Raw genomic sequence first — 18,530 nt, 5'->3', positions numbered from 1 at the left:
CACCCTCCGGAAAATCCGGATTCACCGGGCAGCGGCGAAATTCATCATGCGTTCACCGAATTCGGAGGGATACGCCTCACTTATCGATGAGCACACAACCAACCGGAAAGTCGCCCCGTCTAAGTCCGCGAAATCCGTGAAGTGAATTCGCTGGGGGCCTGCCGAGAAATGCAACGCTTCACCACGCCCGGTGGACCTCGCACACCCGCTCGCGCCGCCGCGCTGCTCGCCGCTGCCGTCACGGTCACGGCTTTCTGCGCCGCCGACGTCCTCGCACGCAGCTATCCCTTCGGTCCCCGCACCCGCAGTGTCAACGACCTCGGCAATCAGTACGTCCCCTTCCACGCCCACCTGTGGGACCTGCTGCACGGCCGGGCCGACGGCGGACTCCTGATCAACTGGCAGTCCGGGTACGGCACCAGCTTCCTGCCGGACCTCGGCACCTACCTCGGCAGCCCCTACGCCCTGCTCGTCGCCGTCTTCCCCCGGGACCGGATCGACCTCGCGGTCTACGCCGTCACCGCCCTGAAGACCGCGTCGGCCGCCGCCGCCATGGCCTGGCTGCTGCTCACCCTGCGCCCCGGCCGCTGGTGGGCGGCCGGACTGCTCGGCGCCTCCTACGCGCTGTGCGGCTGGAGCGTCGCCGACGCCTCGTACAACCCGATGTGGCTCGACGGCCTGATCGCCTTCCCGCTGCTCTGCCTGGTCGGTGAACGGGCGATCGCCGGCCGCGGGAGGCTCCCGGGCGTCCTGATCGTCGCCCTCGCCTGGACCGCCAACTTCTACACCGCCTACATGGCCACCCTCGGAGCCGCCCTCGTCCTGCTGCTGCGCCTGCTGCTCATCCGCCCGCCCCGCCGGCAGGCCCTCGCCGCGGCCGGCCGTGCCGCCCTCACCGTCACCCTAGGCGTGGGCCTCGCCGCTCCGCTGGTCACGGTGATCTGGTTCGGCACCCGGCACGCCCGCCCGGGCCGCGTACGGCAGTTCGCGCCGGTGCCCGTCGAGGACGTGGCGGCCCGGCTGCTGCCGGCGACGTACGGCTTCGGCTCCCCGGCCCTCTACGTCGGCGCCCTCGCCCTGCTGCTCGCCCTCGCCCTGCCCTTCCACCGGGCGGTCCCGGCCCGGGTGCGCGCGGGCTGGACGGCACTGGTGCTCGCGGTGGCCCTGTCGCTCCAGTGGGGCCCCACCCACCTGGTCTGGCACGCCTTCGCCACCCCGCAGGGCAGCGCCTACCGGCAGGCCTTCGTCCTGTGCGGACTGCTGGTCCTCGCCGCCTGGCACGCGCTGTCCCACGGCCCGCCCGGCCCGCGCGCCCTCGGTGCCGCGACCGCGCTGCTGGCCCTGATCACCGCCGTCGCCGCACGCGGCGAGCTGGTCCGGCCGTACACCTGGACCGTGCTGGGGCCGGCCGTCGCGGGCGCGCTGGCCGGCCTCGTGCTGCTGGGCCGGGCCGGGCGGCGCGCCGGACCGGCCGCGCTCGCCGCCGTCCTGCTCCTCGGCGGGCAGCTCGGGGAGACCGCCGCCACCTCGGCCGTCGCCACGAAGCTGCGCCTCGGTCACCTGGACGACTACGCGCCCTGGGGGCCGCGACAGGAGCGGCAGGCCGCCGCGGTCGCGCGGGCCGACGACTGGCCCCGGTACCGCACCGACCCCGGCCGCGAGCAGACCGTCGGCAACGACCCGATGCTGGTGGGCGGCCAGGGCGCCGCGTACTACAGCAGCCTGACCCCGGACGTCCTCAGCCGTACCCTCACCGCCCTCGGCGGCGGCTGGACCTCGCGCGGCCGCAGCGTGCAGAGCCTCGACAACGCCGTCACGGACGTCGTGTTCTCCGTCGGCGCCCGGGTGCACTCCCCGCCGGACCCGCACCAGATGTACCCGCCCGCGGACGGTACCCGGGTGACCGTGAGCCGGCAGGACGTCCCGCCGCTCGTGACCGTGCGGGCCACCGCCGCCACCGGGTCCTTCGGGCCGTCGCCCTACCGCAACCAGGAACTGCTGCTCGGCAGCCGCGTCTACACCGTGCCCCGGCTCACCGTGCACGACGACGACGGGCGGCCGGTCCGGACGCGCCGGGTCGGCACCGGGACCGCCGTGGCGAGGCCGGCCATCACGGCCGTCTGCCCGGCCGGAACCCAGGTGCAGCTGTGGGCGCCGCACTTCTCCGGCACCGCGCGCCTGGCGGGCACCGGCGCCCCGGCGGCCGTCTTCCGGTTCGAGTACCCGCGCAACCGGGCCGCCATGGAGCCGCTCGGCCGCACCCCGGCCTCCGGCCGGGTGCGCGTCGAACTGACCCCGAGCCGCCCGGGCCGGGTCCCGGCCGGCGCCGTCGGCTGCCTGGACACCGGGCGGCTGCACACCGCCGCCGCCCGCCTGAAGGCGACCGGAGCCACCCGCGTGACGGTCTCCGACGGCGTCGTACGGGCCGAACTGCCCGCCGGCAGCAAGGGGGTCGCGGTCGTCGCCGCACCCCGCATCGCCGGCTGGCGGTGCGCGGCGGGCGACGGCCCCGCCCGCCCCGCCGGGCGGTATCACGGCCTGATCGCCGTCCCGCTGGACGCCGGTGCCACCAGCCTGACCTGCACTTTCCATCCACCCGGCCTGCGGCTGGGCACGACCGTCGGGGCCGCCTCGCTCGGGGCCCTCGTCCTGCTCACCGCCTGCACCGCCGTCCGCCGCCGGCGCTCCACCGCGCCGCCCACGCCCACATCACCGCGCGAGCGCGCGACCACCGCTTCCTGACCGCGCCCAGGGGGGATCCGCCATGCTGATATCGATCGTCGCACCCTGCTACAACGAGGAAGACGCCGTCGAACGCTTCCACCAGGAGGTGCAGAAGGTCGCCGACGAACTGCTGCCGCTCGGCCACGACATGGAGTTCGTCTACGTCGACGACGGCAGCCGTGACCGCACCCTCGCCGTCCTCAGGCACCTCGCCGACCTCGACCCGAGGGTGCGCTACGTGTCCTTCAGCCGCAACTTCGGCAAGGAGGCCGCCCTGCTCGCCGGCCTGCGGCACGCCTCGGGCGACTCGGTGATCGTGATGGACGCCGACCTGCAGCACCCGCCGGCGCTGATCCGGCGCATGGTGGAACTGCGGGAACAGGGCCACGACCAGGTCATCGCCCGGCGCTCGCGCACCGGTGACCGCCTCACCCGTACCCTCACCGCCCGCCTGTACTACCGGCTCGTCAACCGCCTGGTCGACGTCGAACTCGTCGACGGCGTCGGCGACTTCCGGCTGCTGTCGCGCAGGGTCGTGGACGCGGTGCTGGCCCTCACCGAGTACAACCGCTTCTCCAAGGGTCTGTTCGCCTGGGTGGGCTTCCCGAGCACGACCTTCGAGTACGGGAACGCCGTCCGCGAGGCCGGCCGCAGCTCCTGGAACCTGCGCGGCCTGCTCAACTACGGCCTGGACGGCCTGCTGTCCTTCAACAACCGCCCGCTGCGGGCCGCCCTGTGGCTCGGCATGGGCCTGCTGCTGTGCGCGGGCCTGTACACCGCCTGGATCGTGGGCGCCGCGCTCGCCAACGGGGTCCAGACCCCCGGCTATGTGACCATCATCACCGCGGTCACCGCCCTCGCGGGCGTCCAGATGGTCATGCTGGGAGTGATCGGGGAGTACACCGGCCGTATCTACTACGAGGTGAAGGGCCGCCCGCACTTCCTGGTGAAGGCGACCAACGTGGAACGCGCGAAGGATCTCATTCCTTGATACGACAGATCATCACCTTCGCCCTGGTCGGTGTGGTCAACACCGCCACCTATTACCTCCTCTATCTGTTGTTCCTGAGATGGCTGCCCTATCTGGCCGCGCACGTGCTCGCCTTCGCGCTCAGCATGGTCGGTTCCTTTTTCCTGAACGCGCGCTTCACCTACCGGACGCGGCCCACCTGGCGGAAGTTCCTGCTGTTCCCGCTGACCAACGCGACCAACTTCGTCATCACCACGGCCGGGGTGTACGTCATCGTCGACGTCCTGCACGCGGGCAGCCGGTTCGCCCCGCTGCTCGCCTCCGCGGCGGCGATCCCGGTCACCTTCGTCGTCTCCCGCTGGGTGATGCTCCCCGGTCGCGAGACCCGGTCGATTGCATAAACGTGCAGCGATACGTATAGTCATGCCATCCAGAGGAGGATGGACATGGTGGTACGTGCGGCGGTGGCCGGGGCGAGCGGATACGCGGGCGGGGAACTCCTGCGCCTGCTCCTCGCGCACCCCGAGGTCGAGATCGGCGCCCTGACCGGCAACACGAACGCCGGGCAGCGGCTCGGCGCGCTCCAGCCGCACCTGCTGCCGCTGGCCGGCCGCGTGCTCACCGAGACCACGGCCGAGCACCTCGCCGGGCACGACGTGGTCTTCCTGGCGCTGCCCCACGGGCAGTCCGCCGCCGTCGCCGAGCAACTCGGCCCCGACGTCCTCGTCGTCGACATGGGCGCCGACTTCCGGCTGCGGAACCCGGCCGACTGGGAGACGTACTACGGCTCGCCGCACGCCGGCACCTGGCCCTACGGCCTCCCCGAACTTCCGGGTGCCCGCGCCGCGCTGGAGGGGTCCAAGCGCATCGCGGTGCCCGGTTGCTACCCCACCGCCGTCACCCTCGCCCTGTACCCGGCCTACGCGGCGGGGCTCGCCGAACCGGAGGCGGTGATCGTCGCCGCGTCCGGCACCTCCGGCGCGGGCAAGGCGCCCAAGCCGCACCTGCTCGGCAGCGAGGTCATGGGCTCGATGTCGCCGTACGGCGTCGGCGGCGGCCACCGGCACACCCCCGAGATGATCCAGAACCTCAGCGGCGCGGCGGGGGAGCGGGTCGCGGTGTCCTTCACCCCGATGCTGGCGCCCATGCCGCGCGGCATCCTGGCCACGTGCAGCGCCTCCGCCGTGGCGGGGGTGACGGCCGACTCGGTCCGCGCGGCCTACGAGAAGGCCTACGCCGACGAGCCCTTCGTCCACCTGCTGCCCGAGGGCCAGTGGCCCGCGACGGCGTCCGTCCACGGTTCCAACGCCGTTCAGGTGCAGGTCGCGTACGACGCCTCCATGAGCCGCATCATCGCGATCAGCGCCATCGACAACCTGACCAAGGGCACCGCGGGCGGTGCCGTGCAGAGCATGAACCTCGCCCTGGGACTCGACGAGACCACCGGGCTTTCCACGATCGGAGTCGCACCGTGAGCGTCACGGCAGCCAAGGGATTCACGGCGGCGGGCATCGCCGCCGGGATCAAGGAGAACGGCAACCCCGACCTGGCCCTCGTGGTCAACGACGGGCCCCGCCGTGCCGCCGCGGGCGTCTTCACCTCCAACCGCGTGAAGGCCGCGCCGGTGCTGTGGTCCGAGCAGGTCCTCAAGGGCGGCCAGGTGTCCGCCGTGGTGCTCAACTCCGGCGGCGCCAACGCCTGCACCGGACCCAAGGGCTTCCAGGACACCCACGCCACCGCCGAGAAGGCCGCCGAGGTGCTCGGCCGGGGCGCCATCGAGATCGCGGTCTGCTCCACCGGCCTGATCGGCGTCCTGCTGCCCATGGACAAGCTGCTCCCGGGCATCGAAACGGCCGCCGCCCAGCTCTCCGAGCACGGTGGTGAGAAGGCCGCCATCGCCATCAAGACCACCGACACCGTCCACAAGACCTCCGTCGTGACGAAGGGAGGCTGGACCGTCGGCGGCATGGCCAAGGGCGCCGGCATGCTCGCCCCCGGCCTCGCCACCATGCTGGTCGTCCTCACCACCGACGCCGACCTCGGCGACGAGGAGCTGGACAAGGCCCTGCGCGCCGCGACCAGGGTCACCTTCGACCGCGTCGACTCCGACGGCTGCATGTCCACCAACGACACCGTCCTGCTGCTCGCCTCCGGCGCCTCCGGCGTCACCCCGGAGCACGCCGAGTTCGCGGAGGCCGTCCGGCAGGTCTGCGACGACCTGGGCCGGCAGCTCATCGGGGACGCCGAGGGCGCCAGCAAGGACATCAAGGTCGAGGTGATCAACGCGGCGAGCGAGGAGGACGCCGTCGAGGTGGGCCGCTCCGTCGCCCGCAACAACCTCCTCAAGTGCGCCCTGCACGGCGAGGACCCCAACTGGGGCCGGGTCCTCTCCGCGATCGGCACCACCGGGGCCGTCTTCGAGCCGGACCAGCTCAACGTCGCCATCAACGGCGTCTGGGTCTGCAAGAACGGCTCCGTCGGGGAGGACCGCGAGCTGGTCGACATGCGCTACCGCGAGGTGCACATCGTCGCCGACCTCGCCGCCGGCTCCGACACCGCGACGATCTGGACCAACGACCTCACCGCCGACTACGTCCACGAGAACAGCGCCTACTCCTCATGACACCCACGCGAAAGCACACCGCGCTGCCCAAGGCGCAGATCCTCATCGAGGCGCTGCCCTGGCTGACCCGGCACAACGGCAAGACCGTCGTCATCAAGTTCGGCGGCAACGCCATGGTCGACGAGGAGCTGAAGGCCGCGTTCGCCAAGGACGTGGTGTTCCTCCACCACGCCGGCCTCAAGCCCGTCGTCGTGCACGGCGGCGGCCCGCAGATCAGTGCCGCCCTGGACCGGCACGGCATCGTCAGCGAGTTCAAGGCGGGCCTGCGCGTCACCACCGAGGACGCCATGGACGTCGTACGGATGGTCCTCGCCGGGCAGGTGCAGCGCGAGCTGGTCGGCCTGCTCAACCAGCACGGCCCGCTCGCCGTCGGCCTCACCGGCGAGGACGCCCACACCATCACCGCCACCCGCCACCAGCCCGAGATCGACGGCGAACTCGTCGACATCGGGCGGGTGGGCGAGATCACCGAGATCGACACGGGCGCGATCGAGGCCCTGCTCGCCGACGGCCGCATCCCGGTCGTCTCCTCCATCGCCCGCAGTCAGGACGACGGACATGTCTACAACGTCAATGCTGATACGGCGGCTGCGGCACTCGCTGCGGCACTGGGCGCCGAGACCCTCATGGTCCTCACCGACGTCGAGGGCCTCTACGAGGACTGGCCCCACTCCGACGAAGTGATCAGCCGCCTCACCGCATCCCAGCTGGAGAAGCTGCTGCCGGAACTCAGCTCCGGCATGGTGCCGAAGATGGAGGGCTGCCTGCACGCCGTCCGCAACGGCGTCACGACCGCCCGCGTCATCGACGGCCGGGTCCAGCACTCCATCCTGCTGGAGATCTTCACCGACGAAGGCATCGGCACCATGGTCGTGCCCGACGAAGCCGAGGGGGAACAGTCATGACGGGGACCGGGAGCAACGCGGAGCTCACCACGCGGTGGCAGGGCGCGCTCATGAACAACTACGGCACCCCCCGGCTGCCGCTGGTGCGCGGTGCGGGCACGACGGTGTGGGACGCCGAGGGCCGCGCCTACCTCGACTTCGTCGGCGGCATCGCCACCAACGCCCTCGGCCACGCCCACCCGGCCGTCGTCGAGGCCGTCAGCCGGCAGATCGGCTCCCTCGGCCACATCTCCAACCTCTTCCTGGCCGAGCCCACCGTCGCCCTCGCCGAGCGGCTGCTGCAGCTGTTCGGCCGCGAGGGCCGGGTCTTCTTCTGCAACTCCGGCGCCGAGGCCAACGAGGCCGCCTTCAAGATCGGGCGGCTGACCGGTCGGACCCACATGGTCGCCACTGAGGGCGGCTTCCACGGCCGCACCATGGGCGCCCTCGCCCTCACCGGCCAGCCCGCCAAGCAGGAGCCGTTCCGGCCGCTGCCCGCCGACGTCACCCACGTGCCCTACGGGGACGCCCAGGCTCTGGCCGCGGCGGTCACCGAGGAGACCGCCCTCGTCGTCGTCGAGCCGATCCAGGGCGAGAACGGCGTGGTCGTACCGCCGCCCGGCTACCTGAAGGCGGCCCGCGCGATCACCGCGGCCACCGGCGCCCTGCTGGTCCTCGACGAGGTGCAGACCGGCATCGGCCGCACCGGCAACTGGTTCGAGTACCAGGCCCACGAGGGTGTGCTGCCCGACGTCGTCACCCTGGCCAAGCAGCTCGGCGGCGGACTCCCGCTCGGCGCCACCGTGGCCTTCGGCCGCGCCGCCGACCTGCTCGGGCCCGGCCAGCACGGCACCACCTTCGGCGGCAACCCGGTCGCCTGCGCCGCCGGACTCGCCGTCCTGGACACCATCGCCGACGACGGACTGCTCGAGAACGTCAAGCGGCAGGGGGCGGCGCTGCGCGACGGAATCGAGGCGCTGGGCCACCCGTTGATCGATTATGTCCGGGGCTCGGGCCTGCTCCTGGGTATCGTGCTCACCGGGCCGCACGCGCCTCAGGTGCAGCAGGCGGCCCAGGAGGCCGGTTTCCTGGTGAACGCCCCCGCCCCCGACGTCGTACGGCTCATGCCGCCGCTGAACCTGCGGGACGACGAGGCGGGAGCGCTGCTCCAGGCACTGCCCGGCATCCTCGACACGGCCCACGGGGACGGACGATCCGGAGAATGAGACGACGATGAGCCAGGCGCAGGACCACGACCAGACGGCGGGCGCCGGGCCGGCCGTGCCGCAGACCCGCACCGCACGGCACCGCCGGATCGTGGACATCCTCAACCGGCAGCCGGTGCGTTCACAGAGCCAGCTGGCGAAGCTGCTCGCCGACGACGGGCTGAGCGTCACCCAGGCGACGCTCTCCCGGGACCTCGACGAACTGAACGCCGTGAAGATCCGCAACAACGACGGCGACCTGATCTACGCGGTGCCGAGCGAGGGCGGGTTCCGCACCCCGCGCGCCCCCCTCGGGGAGTCGGCGAAGGAGGAGCGGATGCGACGCCTGTCGCAGGAGCTGCTCATCTCCGCGGAGGCCTCGGCCAACCTGGTCGTGCTGCGCACCCCGCCCGGGGCGGCGCAGTTCCTCGCCTCGGCCATCGACCAGGCCGAGCTGCACGACATCCTCGGCACCATCGCCGGCGACGACACGCTGCTGCTGATCAGCCGGGAGCCGACCGGCGGGCAGGCCCTGGCGGACCACCTGCTGCGACTGGCGCAGAACGGGCACTGACCCGCGTGCGGGGCCCGGCCCGCCGACGGAGAATGGGTAGGTGATCTTCCGCGGCGAGCGGTCAGGCGGGCGGGCAATCCCCTGGCGGCCGTCGAACGTATACAGAGGTGTGTCGGGTTCCCGGTCCCCCGTCGGCCGTCTCCCGGACGAGGCTCTGCTGTCCGGGCTGGCCACCGGCGATCCGGAGCTCGCCGTGCTCTTCGTACGGAGGTTCCAGCACCGGGTCTTCGGTGTCGCCATGACCGTCACCGGGGACCAGCAACTCGCCGAGGACGTCGCTCAGCAGACGTTCGAGCGTGCGTGGAAACATGCCCAGATCTACGACTCGCGCCGCGGTTCGGTCACGACCTGGCTGACGACCATCGCGCACAACCTCGCCATCGACGCCGTCCGCGCACGGCGGACGGAGCCGATGGCACCCGAGGACCTCGACCCCCTCCTCGGAGTCGTCACCGAGACCCCCGAGCGGTGGGCGCTGGCCGACGAGGCCTCCTCCCAGCTCCGGGCGGCCCTGGCACGGCTGCCGCGGGAGCAGGCCAGGGCCCTGATGATGGCAGGCATCTACGGCATGACGGCCCAGCAGATCGCCGACGCGGAGAAGATCCCGCTGGGCACCGCCAAGACCCGGATCAGGGCGGCGATGGCGAAACTGCGCACCACACTCGCGTCTCCGAAGCGAGGCGACCATGTCCAGTGACGCGAACTGCGAGAAGCTGCGGGAGGTCGGCGCCGAGCTGGCGCTGGGCGTGCTGCCCGGCCGTGAGCGGGCCGAGGCGATCGCCCATCTGGACCGGTGCGCGGGCTGCCGGGAATTCGTCCGGCAACTGACCGGGATCGGCGACCGGTTGATCGGGTTGCTGCCCGACAGCGAACCGCCGCCCGGCTTCGAGACACGGGTGGCGCGCGCTCTGACGCAGCGCTCGGGATCCGAGGGACGGCGGGCCGCCCCTGCCGCCGCCCGCACCCCCGGGGATGCGCGGCCGGGCGCGGCGGGCCAGGCTGCGGGTCGCGGCCGTCGCCGCCGCGGTCACCGTGGCGATCGGCTTCGCCGGCTGGGCGGTCGGCACGGCCGTCCAGGAGGTCACCGCCTCGGCGCCGCCCGCCGTCGGGTCAGAGCCCGTGCTGGTCGGGGACATGACCTCGGCCGAGGACGGCGGGGAGCCCGTGGGCGAGCTCTACGCCCACCCCGGCAGCCCCGGCTGGCTCTTCGTCTCCGTCGCGCTCACCGGCCCGGGCACCCCGCACGACGGCCGGGTCACCTGCCTCCTCGAACGCGCCGACGGCACGACCGTCCGCGCCGGCGATTTCCCCGTGCGCGACGGCCGCGGGGCCTGGGGCGTCGCGCTCCCGCACGACCTGACCGCGTTCTCCGGCGCCCGGCTGACGGCCGCCGACGGCACGGTCCTCGCCACCGCCGAGCTCCAGAAGGGACGGGTCGTGACCCCGCAGGCGTGAAAGGGCGAGCAGCCTCGGGCGGGCCCGCCCGCTCACGTGCGGCGCGGCGGCACCGGCAGCACCCCCGCGAGGGCGGCGGCCAGTTCGGCCATGTGGGGACGGGCCGCGGGATCGGCTTGGAGACAGCCGTCGACGGCGGCGGCGAGCGGATGGGGCAGCCGCCGCAGGGACGCGACCGGCGGCGCGCCCCGCTTCGGTTGCGGGAACCACTCGCCGCCACCGCCGGTCCCGCTGCCGTCGTACGGCTCGCCGCCGCTTACGTGCCCACCGCCCGGGTCGAACGGCGTGTGTCCGCAGGCGAACTCGAACAGGGTGACCCCGATGCCCCATACGTCGGCGGCGGCCGAGAGGGTCCCGCCGCGGGCCTGCTCGGGGGAGAGGTAGCCGCGGGTGCCCAGACCGGCCGGGGCGGGCCCCGGAGCCCGCGCGACGCTCAGGTCCAGCACGGTCGCGTGGCCGCGTTCCACCACGACGTTGGACGGTTTGAGGTCGAGGTGCAGCAGGCCCTGCCCGTGCAGGTAGTGCACCGCCGAGCACAGCTGGACCCCCAGCAGCGCCACATCGGCGGCGGCCGGCCGGCGCCGCAGCCGGTGCAGCAGATGCGACAGCGTCTCGCCGGTCAGGGTCTCCAGGACGACGAGCGGCTCGGGCCGGTCCAGGACGTCGTAGGCGCGGACCAGGTGCGGGTGGGTGAAGTCCCGCAGCCACCGGCCCTCCCGCAGCAGCCGCTCGCCCAGCCGGCGCTCGCCCCTGCGGTCCGGGCGCAGCATCTTGAGCACGCACCGGCAGTTCCGCTCCGCGCTCCAGGCGTCGTGCACGTCGAGCCAGCCGGTACGGGTGAGATGCGCCAGCACCTCGTAGCCGGGGGCCGGTTCGGTGCCGGGCAGCAGCGGCGGGGCCGGTCCGGCGGCGGTGCGGTTCATGGCGGCACCGCTCCCGCGCTCAGCCGGTGCAGCCGGGCGTACGCCCCCTCGCGGCCCAGCAGTTCCCGGTGGTCGCCGCGCTCGACGACCCGGCCGTGGTCGAGCACCACGATGCGGGTGGCGTCGCGGACGGTCAGCAGGTTGTGGGAGATGACGACGGTCGTCCGCCCGGCCATGAGCCGCCGCAGCGGTTCCATGATCCGCCGGCCCGAACCGGCGTCCAGTCCGGCGGTCGGCTCGTCGAGGAGGAGGACCGGCGCGTCCCGGATCATCGCCCGGGCGATCGCCAGCCGCTGGCACTGCCCGCCGGAGAGGGTCCGGCCGCGCTGTCCGACGAGCGTGTCGTAGCCCTCCGGGAGCCGCTCGACGAACTCGTGCGCGTCGGCGGTGCGCGCCGCGGCGGCGATCTCCGCGTCCGTGGCGTCCGGCCGGCCGTAGGCGATGTTGTCCCGCACGGTCCCGTGGAAGACGAGCGTCTCCTGCAGCACCACGGCGACGCTGTCCCGGACGCCGGCCAGGGCGAGGTCCCGCAGATCGGTCCCGTCCAGCCGGACCGCTCCCCGGTCGGGGTCGTAGAACCGCAGCTGGAGCTTGGCGAGGGTGGACTTGCCCGCCCCGCTCGCCCCGACCAGGGCCAGCGTCTCCCCGGGCGCCACGTGGAAGGACACGTCCGACAGCGCCCAGGCGTCCGTACCGGGATAGCGGAACCACACCCCGTCGAACTCCACGTCCCCGCGGGCCCGGCTGATCCGCCGGGCGCCGGGCGCCTCGGCCACCTGGGGCCGCTGGTCCAGCAACTCGATGATCCGTTCCGCCGAGGCGGAGGCCGCGTAGAAGGTGGTGCCGAGGTGGGACAGTCCGCGGACCGGGCTGTACAGCTTGCCGATCAGCGCCAGGAAGACCAGCAGCCCGCCCAGCGTGAGCTGTCCCTGGGCCAGTTTCCAGGTGCCGAGGGCCATCACCGCCAGGCCGCCCGCCACCTCGATGGTCTCGACGACCGGCCCGTAGACGGCGCGGATCCGTACCGAGGCCATGGCGGCCCGGAACCTGCCGACGTTCTCCCGGTCGAACCGCCCCGCCTCCCACCCCTGCCGGTTGTACGCCTGCACCAGCGCGACGTTGCCCAGGGTCTCCTCGGCGATCGCGCTGAGCGAGCCGCTGCGCCGCCGCCGCTCCCGCGAGGCCTCCTTGATCAGCCGCGAGAAGTGCCGGGCCGAGCCCCAGAACAGGGGCACGATGACCAGGGCGAGCAGGGTCAGGTCCCAGCGCAGGTAGAACAGCAGGCCGAGGAAGACGGCGAGGCGCACCACGTAGTAGAGGGCATCGGCGACACCCGAGAGCAGGAACGTCTCCACCGCGTCGACGTCGCCGGTGACGCGGGACAGCACGTCCCCGAGCCGCCGGCGTTCGAAGAAGCCCAGGGACAGGCCCTGGACGTGCCGGAACACGTCGGAGCGCAGCCTGAGCAGGAAGCGCTCGCCCACCCAGGTGGACGTCACGTCGTCGGCGAAGCCGAGCACCCCGGAGCAGACCACCAGTCCCAGGTAGGCCGGGGCGATCCAGAGGAAGGGCCGCAGGTCCCGCGGGACGAGCACGTCGTCCACGACGATCTTGAAGAGCCAGAGCTCCGCCGCGTCGACGACGGGGGCGGTCAGGCTCAGCAGGACCACGGGCAGCAGCCAGCGCCGGCCACCGCGGGTGTACGGCCAGAACCGGCGGAACACCTCGCGCGGGGGCACGTGGGGCGCGGCCGCGACGACGGGGTCGGAGGTCTCGCCCACCGGCGGCGGACGGCGAAGGACGGTCACCATGGTGCGTGTTCACGGACGGGGGGAAGCGGGCCGGGGCCTCCTGTCCCCGGTCCGCTCGGTCCTCGTCGTGCGGTCAGTAGCCGCCGTGTCCGTGGCCGCCGTTGCCGTGGCCATGACCGTTGCCGTGTCCGTGGCCGTGACCGTCTCCGTGGTCGCCGTGATCACCGTGGTCGTGCCGGTGTCCGTGTCCGGAACTGTCGTGCCCGGACGTGTCGTTGCCGTCGTCCCGGTGCCTCGCGGGCATCAGATGGCTGAAGATGGCCATGTTCGTTCCTCCCGAAACTTGCCTCACACCGGATACGTCCGGGAGCGGGAGTCGGATGGCGTTCCGGGGCAAAAAAGTTGAAAAAGGCGCTACCTCAGCCGAGCCGGGCCGCCAGCCCGCCGGTGCACCGCACCTCGTCGCCCGCGGTGATCAGCAGCGCCTCCACCTCGGGCAGCGACTCCAGCCACGCCAGGCCCGCCCGCGATCCCATGGCGAAGGCCGCCGTGGCCCAGCAGTCCACCCAGGTCAGCCGGGGCCCCACGACGGTCACCGCGACCAGGTCCGTGACCGCGGGCCGGCCCGTGCGCGGGTCCATGATGTGCGCTCCGCGCTCCGCAGTCCCGGACGTTGCGACGGACAGCTCCGCCACCCCGGCCGCCGAGATCACCGCCGCGAGACCGCCCGGCCGCAGCGGATCGGCCACCCCGACGCGCCACGGCCGGTGCGGGTCCGGCGCGCCGAGCATCTGGACGTCGCCGCCCCCGTTGACGCTGACCCCCGCACCCCGTCGACCCGCTCCAGCCGCCGGGCCGCACGCTCGGCCGCCCAGCCCTTGACGATGCCGGTGGGGTCCACCGAGCCCCGGTACCGCGGGCTGAACCAGCCCTCGCTCAGCCGCTCGGCCTCGGCGGCGAGCTCCAGCACCGCGGCCACCTCGGGGGCGCAGCGCGCCACGGTCAGCTCGCCGCGGGCCAGCCGGGAGACCTCGCTGTCCTCGCGGTAGGTGCTGAACAGGGCGTCGGCCCGGTGCAGGCCCGCGACGGCCTCGGCGAGTGCCGCCCGTACGGCGCCGGGTTCCCCGCCGCGGACGTCGAAGGAGAAGACGGTCCCCATGACCTCCTCCGCGTGACGCACCGCGGCGGGAGCCTCGGCCGGCTCGGCCACCGTGTCCGTCACCGCGCCTGGTCCAGCGCCGACTGGAGCGACTTCTTGTAGCCGGTGCTGGTGTAGGTCGCCCCGGAGACGGCGTCGATGTCGGCGTTGCCGGCGGCGACGGCCTCCTGGTTGAGCTTGGGGACGGCGAGCTGGGTCTTCTGGTCGCTGAGGCCGCCCTTGGGTGCCTGGACCGCCTCGGCCTTGGTGATCCTGCCGCCGACGAGGGTGATCCGCACCTGGACCGGCCCGTACTGGGTCCGCTCGGCCTTCCCGGTGACCGTCCGGGCCTGCCCGGCGGCCGAGCCGGCGGTGCCCGAGGCCCCAGAACCGCCCGAGGGCGCCGCCGTCCTCATCCTGTCCAGCGCCGACTGGAGCGACTTCTTGTACCCGGCGCTGGTGTAGGTCGCCCCGGAGACGGCGTCGATGTCGGCGTTGCCGGCGGCGACGGCCTCCTGGTTGAGCTTGGGGACGGCGAGCTGGGTCTTCTGGTCGCTGAGGCCGCCCTTGGGCGCCTGGACCGCCTCCGCCTTGGTGATCCTGCCGTTGCTGACGGTCAGCCGCACCTGCACGGCCCCGTACTGCGTCTGCGCCGCGTCACCGGTCACCGTGCCGGAACCGGCGCCGGCCCCGGCGCCGCCGCGCGTGCCGCCCTGCGGGGACTCCTGCCCCGCCGCGGGCTGCTGCGGGGCGGCGCCCACCGCCGACGCCGACGCCGGGTCGGACGCCGGCTTCAGCGACAGCAGCAGCACGACACCGGACACCGTCGCGGCGGTGGCCAGCACGACCCGCCGAATGGGGTGGCTCTTCCTCATCTGTCCGTAGCTCCCGCTCACATCTCGAACGACTCGTGATGGATGCGGCGGGCGGGTACCCCCGCGCCGCGCAGTGCCTCGTACACCGACTGCGCGAACCCGGGCGGGCCGCACATGAAGACGTCGTGGTGGTCGATGTCCGGGATCTTCTTCTGGAGGTTCTCCGCGGAGATGTCCGGCCGTTCGCCCTCGGGGCTGTTGACCGCGTACATCAGCCGGGCGCCCCGCTCCTCGGCGATCGCCGCGAGCTCGTCCCACAGCGCCAGGTCCCCGGTGGTGTTGGCCCGGTAGAGCAGGGTGATGTCCCCGGCCGCCCCGGGCAGCGTCTCGAACAGCGCGCGCATCGGGGTGATGCCGACCCCGCCCGCCACCAGCAGCACCTTGCCGCGGCTGCGGCGCTGCGCGGTGAGCGCGCCGTACGGTCCCTCGGCGTACACCCGGGTGCCGGGCGTCAGTTCGCGCAGCCGGGCACTGTGGTCGCCGATCGCCTTCACGGTGATCCGCAGCATGTCGGGCCGGGGCGCCGCCGACAGCGAGTACGGGTGCGAGCTGAACCGCATGCCCGGCGCGAGGAACCGCCAGCGGAAGAACTGGCCCGCCTCCGCGCCCATCCGGTGCAGCTTCCGCCCGCCGATCAGCACCGAGACGATGCCCGGCGTCTCCTCGACGACCGCCTCCACCCGCATCCGGTGCCGGACGTTCAGCCGGATCGGGGTGAGGATCCGGTACCAGAGAACGAGCGCGGTGACCGTGCCGTACAGGCCGTACCAGAACGTCTTGGCGGCCGGCTCGACCGCGAAGTCGTTGCCGGTGGTGATCTGGTGCCAGAACGTCAGGAACACGGCCGCGTACGTCAGCAGATGGACGTGGTACCAGGTGTCGTACGGCATCCGGCGCCGGATGCCGCCGGTCGACGTCAGCCCGATGAGCACGAACAGGCCCGTGCCGATGGCGGCCTTGCCCATGTCCGGCAGCTGCTCGACGGAGTCCACGGTCTGCTGCACGATGTCGCCGAGCGACTTGCCGGCCTGCAGCGCGTACCCCCACATGGTGAGGAACACGTGCGCGACGATCAGGCAGAGCGTGTAGCGGCCGCTCATCGCGTGCCAGCGGGCCACCCGGTCGGAGCCGACCCGCCGCTCCAGCGCCGGTACGCGCGCCATCTGGAGCACGACGAGCGCCATCAGATAGCCCGCCAGCAGTCCGGTGATCCGGCCCGCGTTGAGGATCCTGCTGTTGTCGTCGGCGATCGAGGGGGTGTTGTGCCACCAGAGCCACAGCACCGCCGTCGCCCCCGCCCAGACCGCGAGCAGCAGCGGGACGGCCGGGGAGCGGCGCGGGCGGATGCGGCGCATCGTCTGGCGGCGGGCGGCACGTCCGCCTGCGAGCGTGGTGGTCACGGTTCCTCCGGGGGGACTTGACCCATGGCCCTCACATACGTGCCGCGTCCGCCCGGTGTTCAGAGGCCGGCCGAGTCGAGGGCGGACTGCAGGGACTGCTGGTAGCCGGTGCTCGTGTAGGTGGCGCCGGACACCATGTCGATCCGCGCGCTCTGCGCCGCCAGCACCTCGCGCCGCAGCTGGGGGAGGGCGTAGCTGTTGATCTCCTGGTCGCGCGGGTTGTCCTGCGGGTACTGCACGGCCGTCACGTCCGTCACCCTGCCGTTCTCGATCGTCACCCGCACCTGCACCGGTCCCCAGCGGGTCTGGACGGTGTCACCCGTGACGGTCCTGCTCTTCGAGGCGGTGCCGCCCGGGGCCGTACCGCCCGACACGGACGGCGACTTCGCGTCGGCGGTCACCACCGTGGGCGGGGTGTGCGGTTTCAGCGACAGCAGCATGACCGTCCCGGACACCGTGGCGGCACTCGCCAGGACGATCCGGCGCAGGGGGCGGTTCTTCTTCAGCGCGTGCATGTGGAGGGCCTCACAGCTCGAACGACTCGTGGTGGATGCGGCGGTCCGGCACCCCGGCCGCCCGCAGTGCCTCGTACACGTCCCGTGCGAAGCCGTGCGGCCCGCAGACGTAGACGTCGTGGCCGGGCAGGCCGGGGACGGCGGCGCGCAGCGACTCCGCGGTGACGGGCGGGCGTTCGCCCCGGGGACCGTTCAGGGCGTACAGCACGCGGGCGCCGCGCCACCGGGCGATCGCCTCCAGTTCGCCGCCGAGCGCGAGGTCCTCCGCGGACCGCGCCCGGTACAGCAGGGTGACCTCGCCGGGCAGCGTCTCGAACAGCGCGCGCAGGGGGGTGACGCCGACCCCGGCCGCGATCAGCAGGGAGCGGTGGCCGGTGGCCCGCCCCGCGGTCAGGGAGCCGTACGGGCCCTCCGCCCACACCCGGGTGCCGGGCCGCAGCAGCGGCACGGCGGCGCTGTGGTCGCCGAGCGCCTTGACCGTGACGCGCAGCATGCCGGGGCGTGGCGGCGCCGACAGGGAGTACGGCGTGGAGGTCCAGCCCATCCCGTCGGCCAGGAACCGCCAGCGGAAGAACTGCCCGGGCAGCGCGCCCAGTTCGTCCAGGTGCCGCCCGCGCACCACGACGGAGTGCACCCCCGGCGCCTCCCGGTGCACGGAGTCGACGCGCAGCCGGTGCCGCCGGTTGAGCCGTACCGGGGCGAGGATCCGGAACCACACCACCAGCGCCGCGACACCCAGGTACAGGACGTACCAGAGGGCGGTGGCCACCGTGCTGCCGGCGAACTGCTCACCCAGCGTGAGCTGGTGGAAGAAGGCCAGGAAGACGGCCGCGTAGGTGAGCAGATGGACGTAGTACCAGAACTCGTGGCGGACGCGGCGGCGGGCGGCCCGCACCGACGTGACGCCGACCACGAAGAGGATCACCGTGCCGGCGGTGGCCTTGAGCATGTCCGGGTAGTCGAGCACCACGGTGACCGTCTCGTGCCACCACGAGACCCGGTCCTGGGCCGCGTACCCGGCCAGGATCAGCGTGACGTGCGCGAGCAGCAGGCAGACCGTGTACCGGCCGGCCATCGCGTGCCAGCGCGCCACCCGGTCCGACCCGATCCGGGTCTCCAGCAGAGGCACCCGCGCCATCAGGCCGACCAGCACCGCGCAGGCGTACCCGCACAGCAGTCCGGCGATGCGTCCGGCTCCGGTCAGCACTCCGGCCGTGCCGACCACCGCGCCGGTGTCCGTCCACCAGAGCGCGACGACGGCCGCCGCCCCCGCCCACAGCACGGCCAGCACCGGCCCGGCGGGGGAGGGCCGTGCCGTCCCCGGCCGGGGCGGGGCGCTCCGCCCGGTCTCCACGGTGGTCATCAGTGCCGTTCCCTTCGTCCGTCGGCCAGGCCACTGTGCGGGCCGAACCTCTGAGCCGGCTCTGAAAGGGGCCACTTCAGAGGGTTCTCCGAGGGTCTTCTCAGAGAGGTCTCAGACAGGGGCGGCACCC

Annotated in this window: 17 protein-coding genes and 1 pseudogene; 10 read left to right on the top strand and 8 right to left on the bottom strand. The window is 73.1% G+C overall.

The features are described 5' to 3' along the window. Window positions 1-168: 168 nt before the first annotated feature. From N8I86_RS08790 to N8I86_RS08745, 10 genes are all read left to right on the top strand, one after another. On the top strand, window positions 169-2,742 hold the full coding sequence (locus N8I86_RS08790) for a YfhO family protein (RefSeq protein ID WP_073899587.1): 2,574 nt from the start codon (window positions 169-171) through the stop codon (window positions 2,740-2,742). A 22-nt stretch (window positions 2,743-2,764) separates the two neighbouring features. Continuing rightward, window positions 2,765-3,715: a glycosyltransferase family 2 protein gene (locus N8I86_RS08785; RefSeq protein WP_263277521.1), complete on the top strand. Its 951-nt coding sequence runs from the start codon at window positions 2,765-2,767 to the stop codon at window positions 3,713-3,715. After that, the gene (locus tag N8I86_RS08780; protein WP_073900058.1) at window positions 3,715-4,095 is read left to right on the top strand and encodes a GtrA family protein; all 381 of its coding nucleotides are present in this window, start codon (window positions 3,715-3,717) and stop codon (window positions 4,093-4,095) included. The genes N8I86_RS08785 and N8I86_RS08780 overlap by 1 nt, the downstream gene beginning before the upstream one ends. Window positions 4,096-4,140: 45 nt before the next feature. Continuing rightward, the gene (gene argC / locus N8I86_RS08775; RefSeq protein ID WP_073900056.1) at window positions 4,141-5,169 is read left to right on the top strand and encodes an N-acetyl-gamma-glutamyl-phosphate reductase; all 1,029 of its coding nucleotides are present in this window, start codon (window positions 4,141-4,143) and stop codon (window positions 5,167-5,169) included. Then, entirely contained in the window at window positions 5,166-6,317 is a 1,152-nt protein-coding gene (gene argJ, locus N8I86_RS08770; RefSeq protein WP_073899582.1) for a bifunctional glutamate N-acetyltransferase/amino-acid acetyltransferase ArgJ, read from the top strand. The genes argC and argJ overlap by 4 nt, the downstream gene beginning before the upstream one ends. Further along, on the top strand, window positions 6,314-7,222 hold the full coding sequence (gene argB, locus N8I86_RS08765; RefSeq protein ID WP_073899580.1) for an acetylglutamate kinase: 909 nt from the start codon (window positions 6,314-6,316) through the stop codon (window positions 7,220-7,222). Before argJ ends, argB begins: the two co-directional genes overlap by 4 nt. Continuing rightward, complete coding sequence (locus N8I86_RS08760; protein ID WP_073899578.1) at window positions 7,219-8,427, top strand: acetylornithine transaminase; 1,209 nt, start codon at window positions 7,219-7,221, stop codon at window positions 8,425-8,427. The genes argB and N8I86_RS08760 overlap by 4 nt, the downstream gene beginning before the upstream one ends. A gap of 7 nt (window positions 8,428-8,434) precedes the next feature. Next, window positions 8,435-8,980, top strand: coding sequence for an arginine repressor (locus tag N8I86_RS08755; protein WP_073899576.1), 546 nt, complete (start codon window positions 8,435-8,437; stop codon window positions 8,978-8,980). Window positions 8,981-9,089: 109 nt separating this feature from the next. Then, window positions 9,090-9,677, top strand: coding sequence for an RNA polymerase sigma factor (locus tag N8I86_RS08750; protein WP_073899574.1), 588 nt, complete (start codon window positions 9,090-9,092; stop codon window positions 9,675-9,677). A 275-nt stretch (window positions 9,678-9,952) separates the two neighbouring features. Further along, on the top strand, window positions 9,953-10,435 hold the full coding sequence (locus tag N8I86_RS08745) for a hypothetical protein (RefSeq protein WP_263277520.1): 483 nt from the start codon (window positions 9,953-9,955) through the stop codon (window positions 10,433-10,435). Between the two features lie 32 nt (window positions 10,436-10,467). On the opposite strand, the gene N8I86_RS08740 is transcribed toward N8I86_RS08745, so the two are convergent. The 8 genes and pseudogenes from N8I86_RS08740 to N8I86_RS08705 form a co-directional block, all read right to left on the bottom strand. Further along, window positions 10,468-11,358, bottom strand: a complete 891-nt coding sequence (locus tag N8I86_RS08740) for a serine/threonine-protein kinase (RefSeq protein ID WP_263277519.1) — start codon at window positions 11,356-11,358, stop codon at window positions 10,468-10,470. Beyond that, the gene (locus N8I86_RS08735; RefSeq protein ID WP_263277518.1) at window positions 11,355-13,169 is read right to left on the bottom strand and encodes an ABC transporter ATP-binding protein; all 1,815 of its coding nucleotides are present in this window, start codon (window positions 13,167-13,169) and stop codon (window positions 11,355-11,357) included. The genes N8I86_RS08740 and N8I86_RS08735 overlap by 4 nt, the downstream gene beginning before the upstream one ends. Window positions 13,170-13,242: 73 nt before the next feature. After that, window positions 13,243-13,434, bottom strand: coding sequence for a hypothetical protein (locus N8I86_RS08730; protein WP_073899566.1), 192 nt, complete (start codon window positions 13,432-13,434; stop codon window positions 13,243-13,245). 94 nt (window positions 13,435-13,528) lie between these two features. After that, window positions 13,529-14,268 (bottom strand): annotated as a pseudogene (locus N8I86_RS08725) (FAD:protein FMN transferase). Window positions 14,269-14,327: 59 nt separating this feature from the next. Then, complete coding sequence (locus N8I86_RS08720) at window positions 14,328-15,122, bottom strand: FMN-binding protein (RefSeq protein ID WP_263277517.1); 795 nt, start codon at window positions 15,120-15,122, stop codon at window positions 14,328-14,330. A gap of 17 nt (window positions 15,123-15,139) precedes the next feature. Further along, a complete protein-coding gene (locus N8I86_RS08715; protein WP_263277516.1) occupies window positions 15,140-16,522 on the bottom strand; it encodes a ferredoxin reductase family protein in 1,383 nt (460 codons plus the stop codon). A gap of 59 nt (window positions 16,523-16,581) precedes the next feature. Further along, on the bottom strand, window positions 16,582-17,037 hold the full coding sequence (locus N8I86_RS08710; RefSeq protein WP_073899561.1) for an FMN-binding protein: 456 nt from the start codon (window positions 17,035-17,037) through the stop codon (window positions 16,582-16,584). A 10-nt stretch (window positions 17,038-17,047) separates the two neighbouring features. Then, window positions 17,048-18,400 carry a ferredoxin reductase family protein gene (locus tag N8I86_RS08705; protein ID WP_263277515.1) on the bottom strand — a complete coding sequence of 451 codons (1,353 nt, stop codon included), beginning with the start codon at window positions 18,398-18,400 and terminating at the stop codon, window positions 17,048-17,050. Window positions 18,401-18,530: the final 130 nt, after the last annotated feature.

It is taken from the genome of Streptomyces albidicamelliae, from assembly GCF_025642175.1.
In the GTDB taxonomy this organism is placed as follows: domain Bacteria; phylum Actinomycetota; class Actinomycetes; order Streptomycetales; family Streptomycetaceae; genus Streptomyces; species Streptomyces albidocamelliae.
This window is presented reverse-complemented; position numbering and strand designations above follow the sequence as displayed.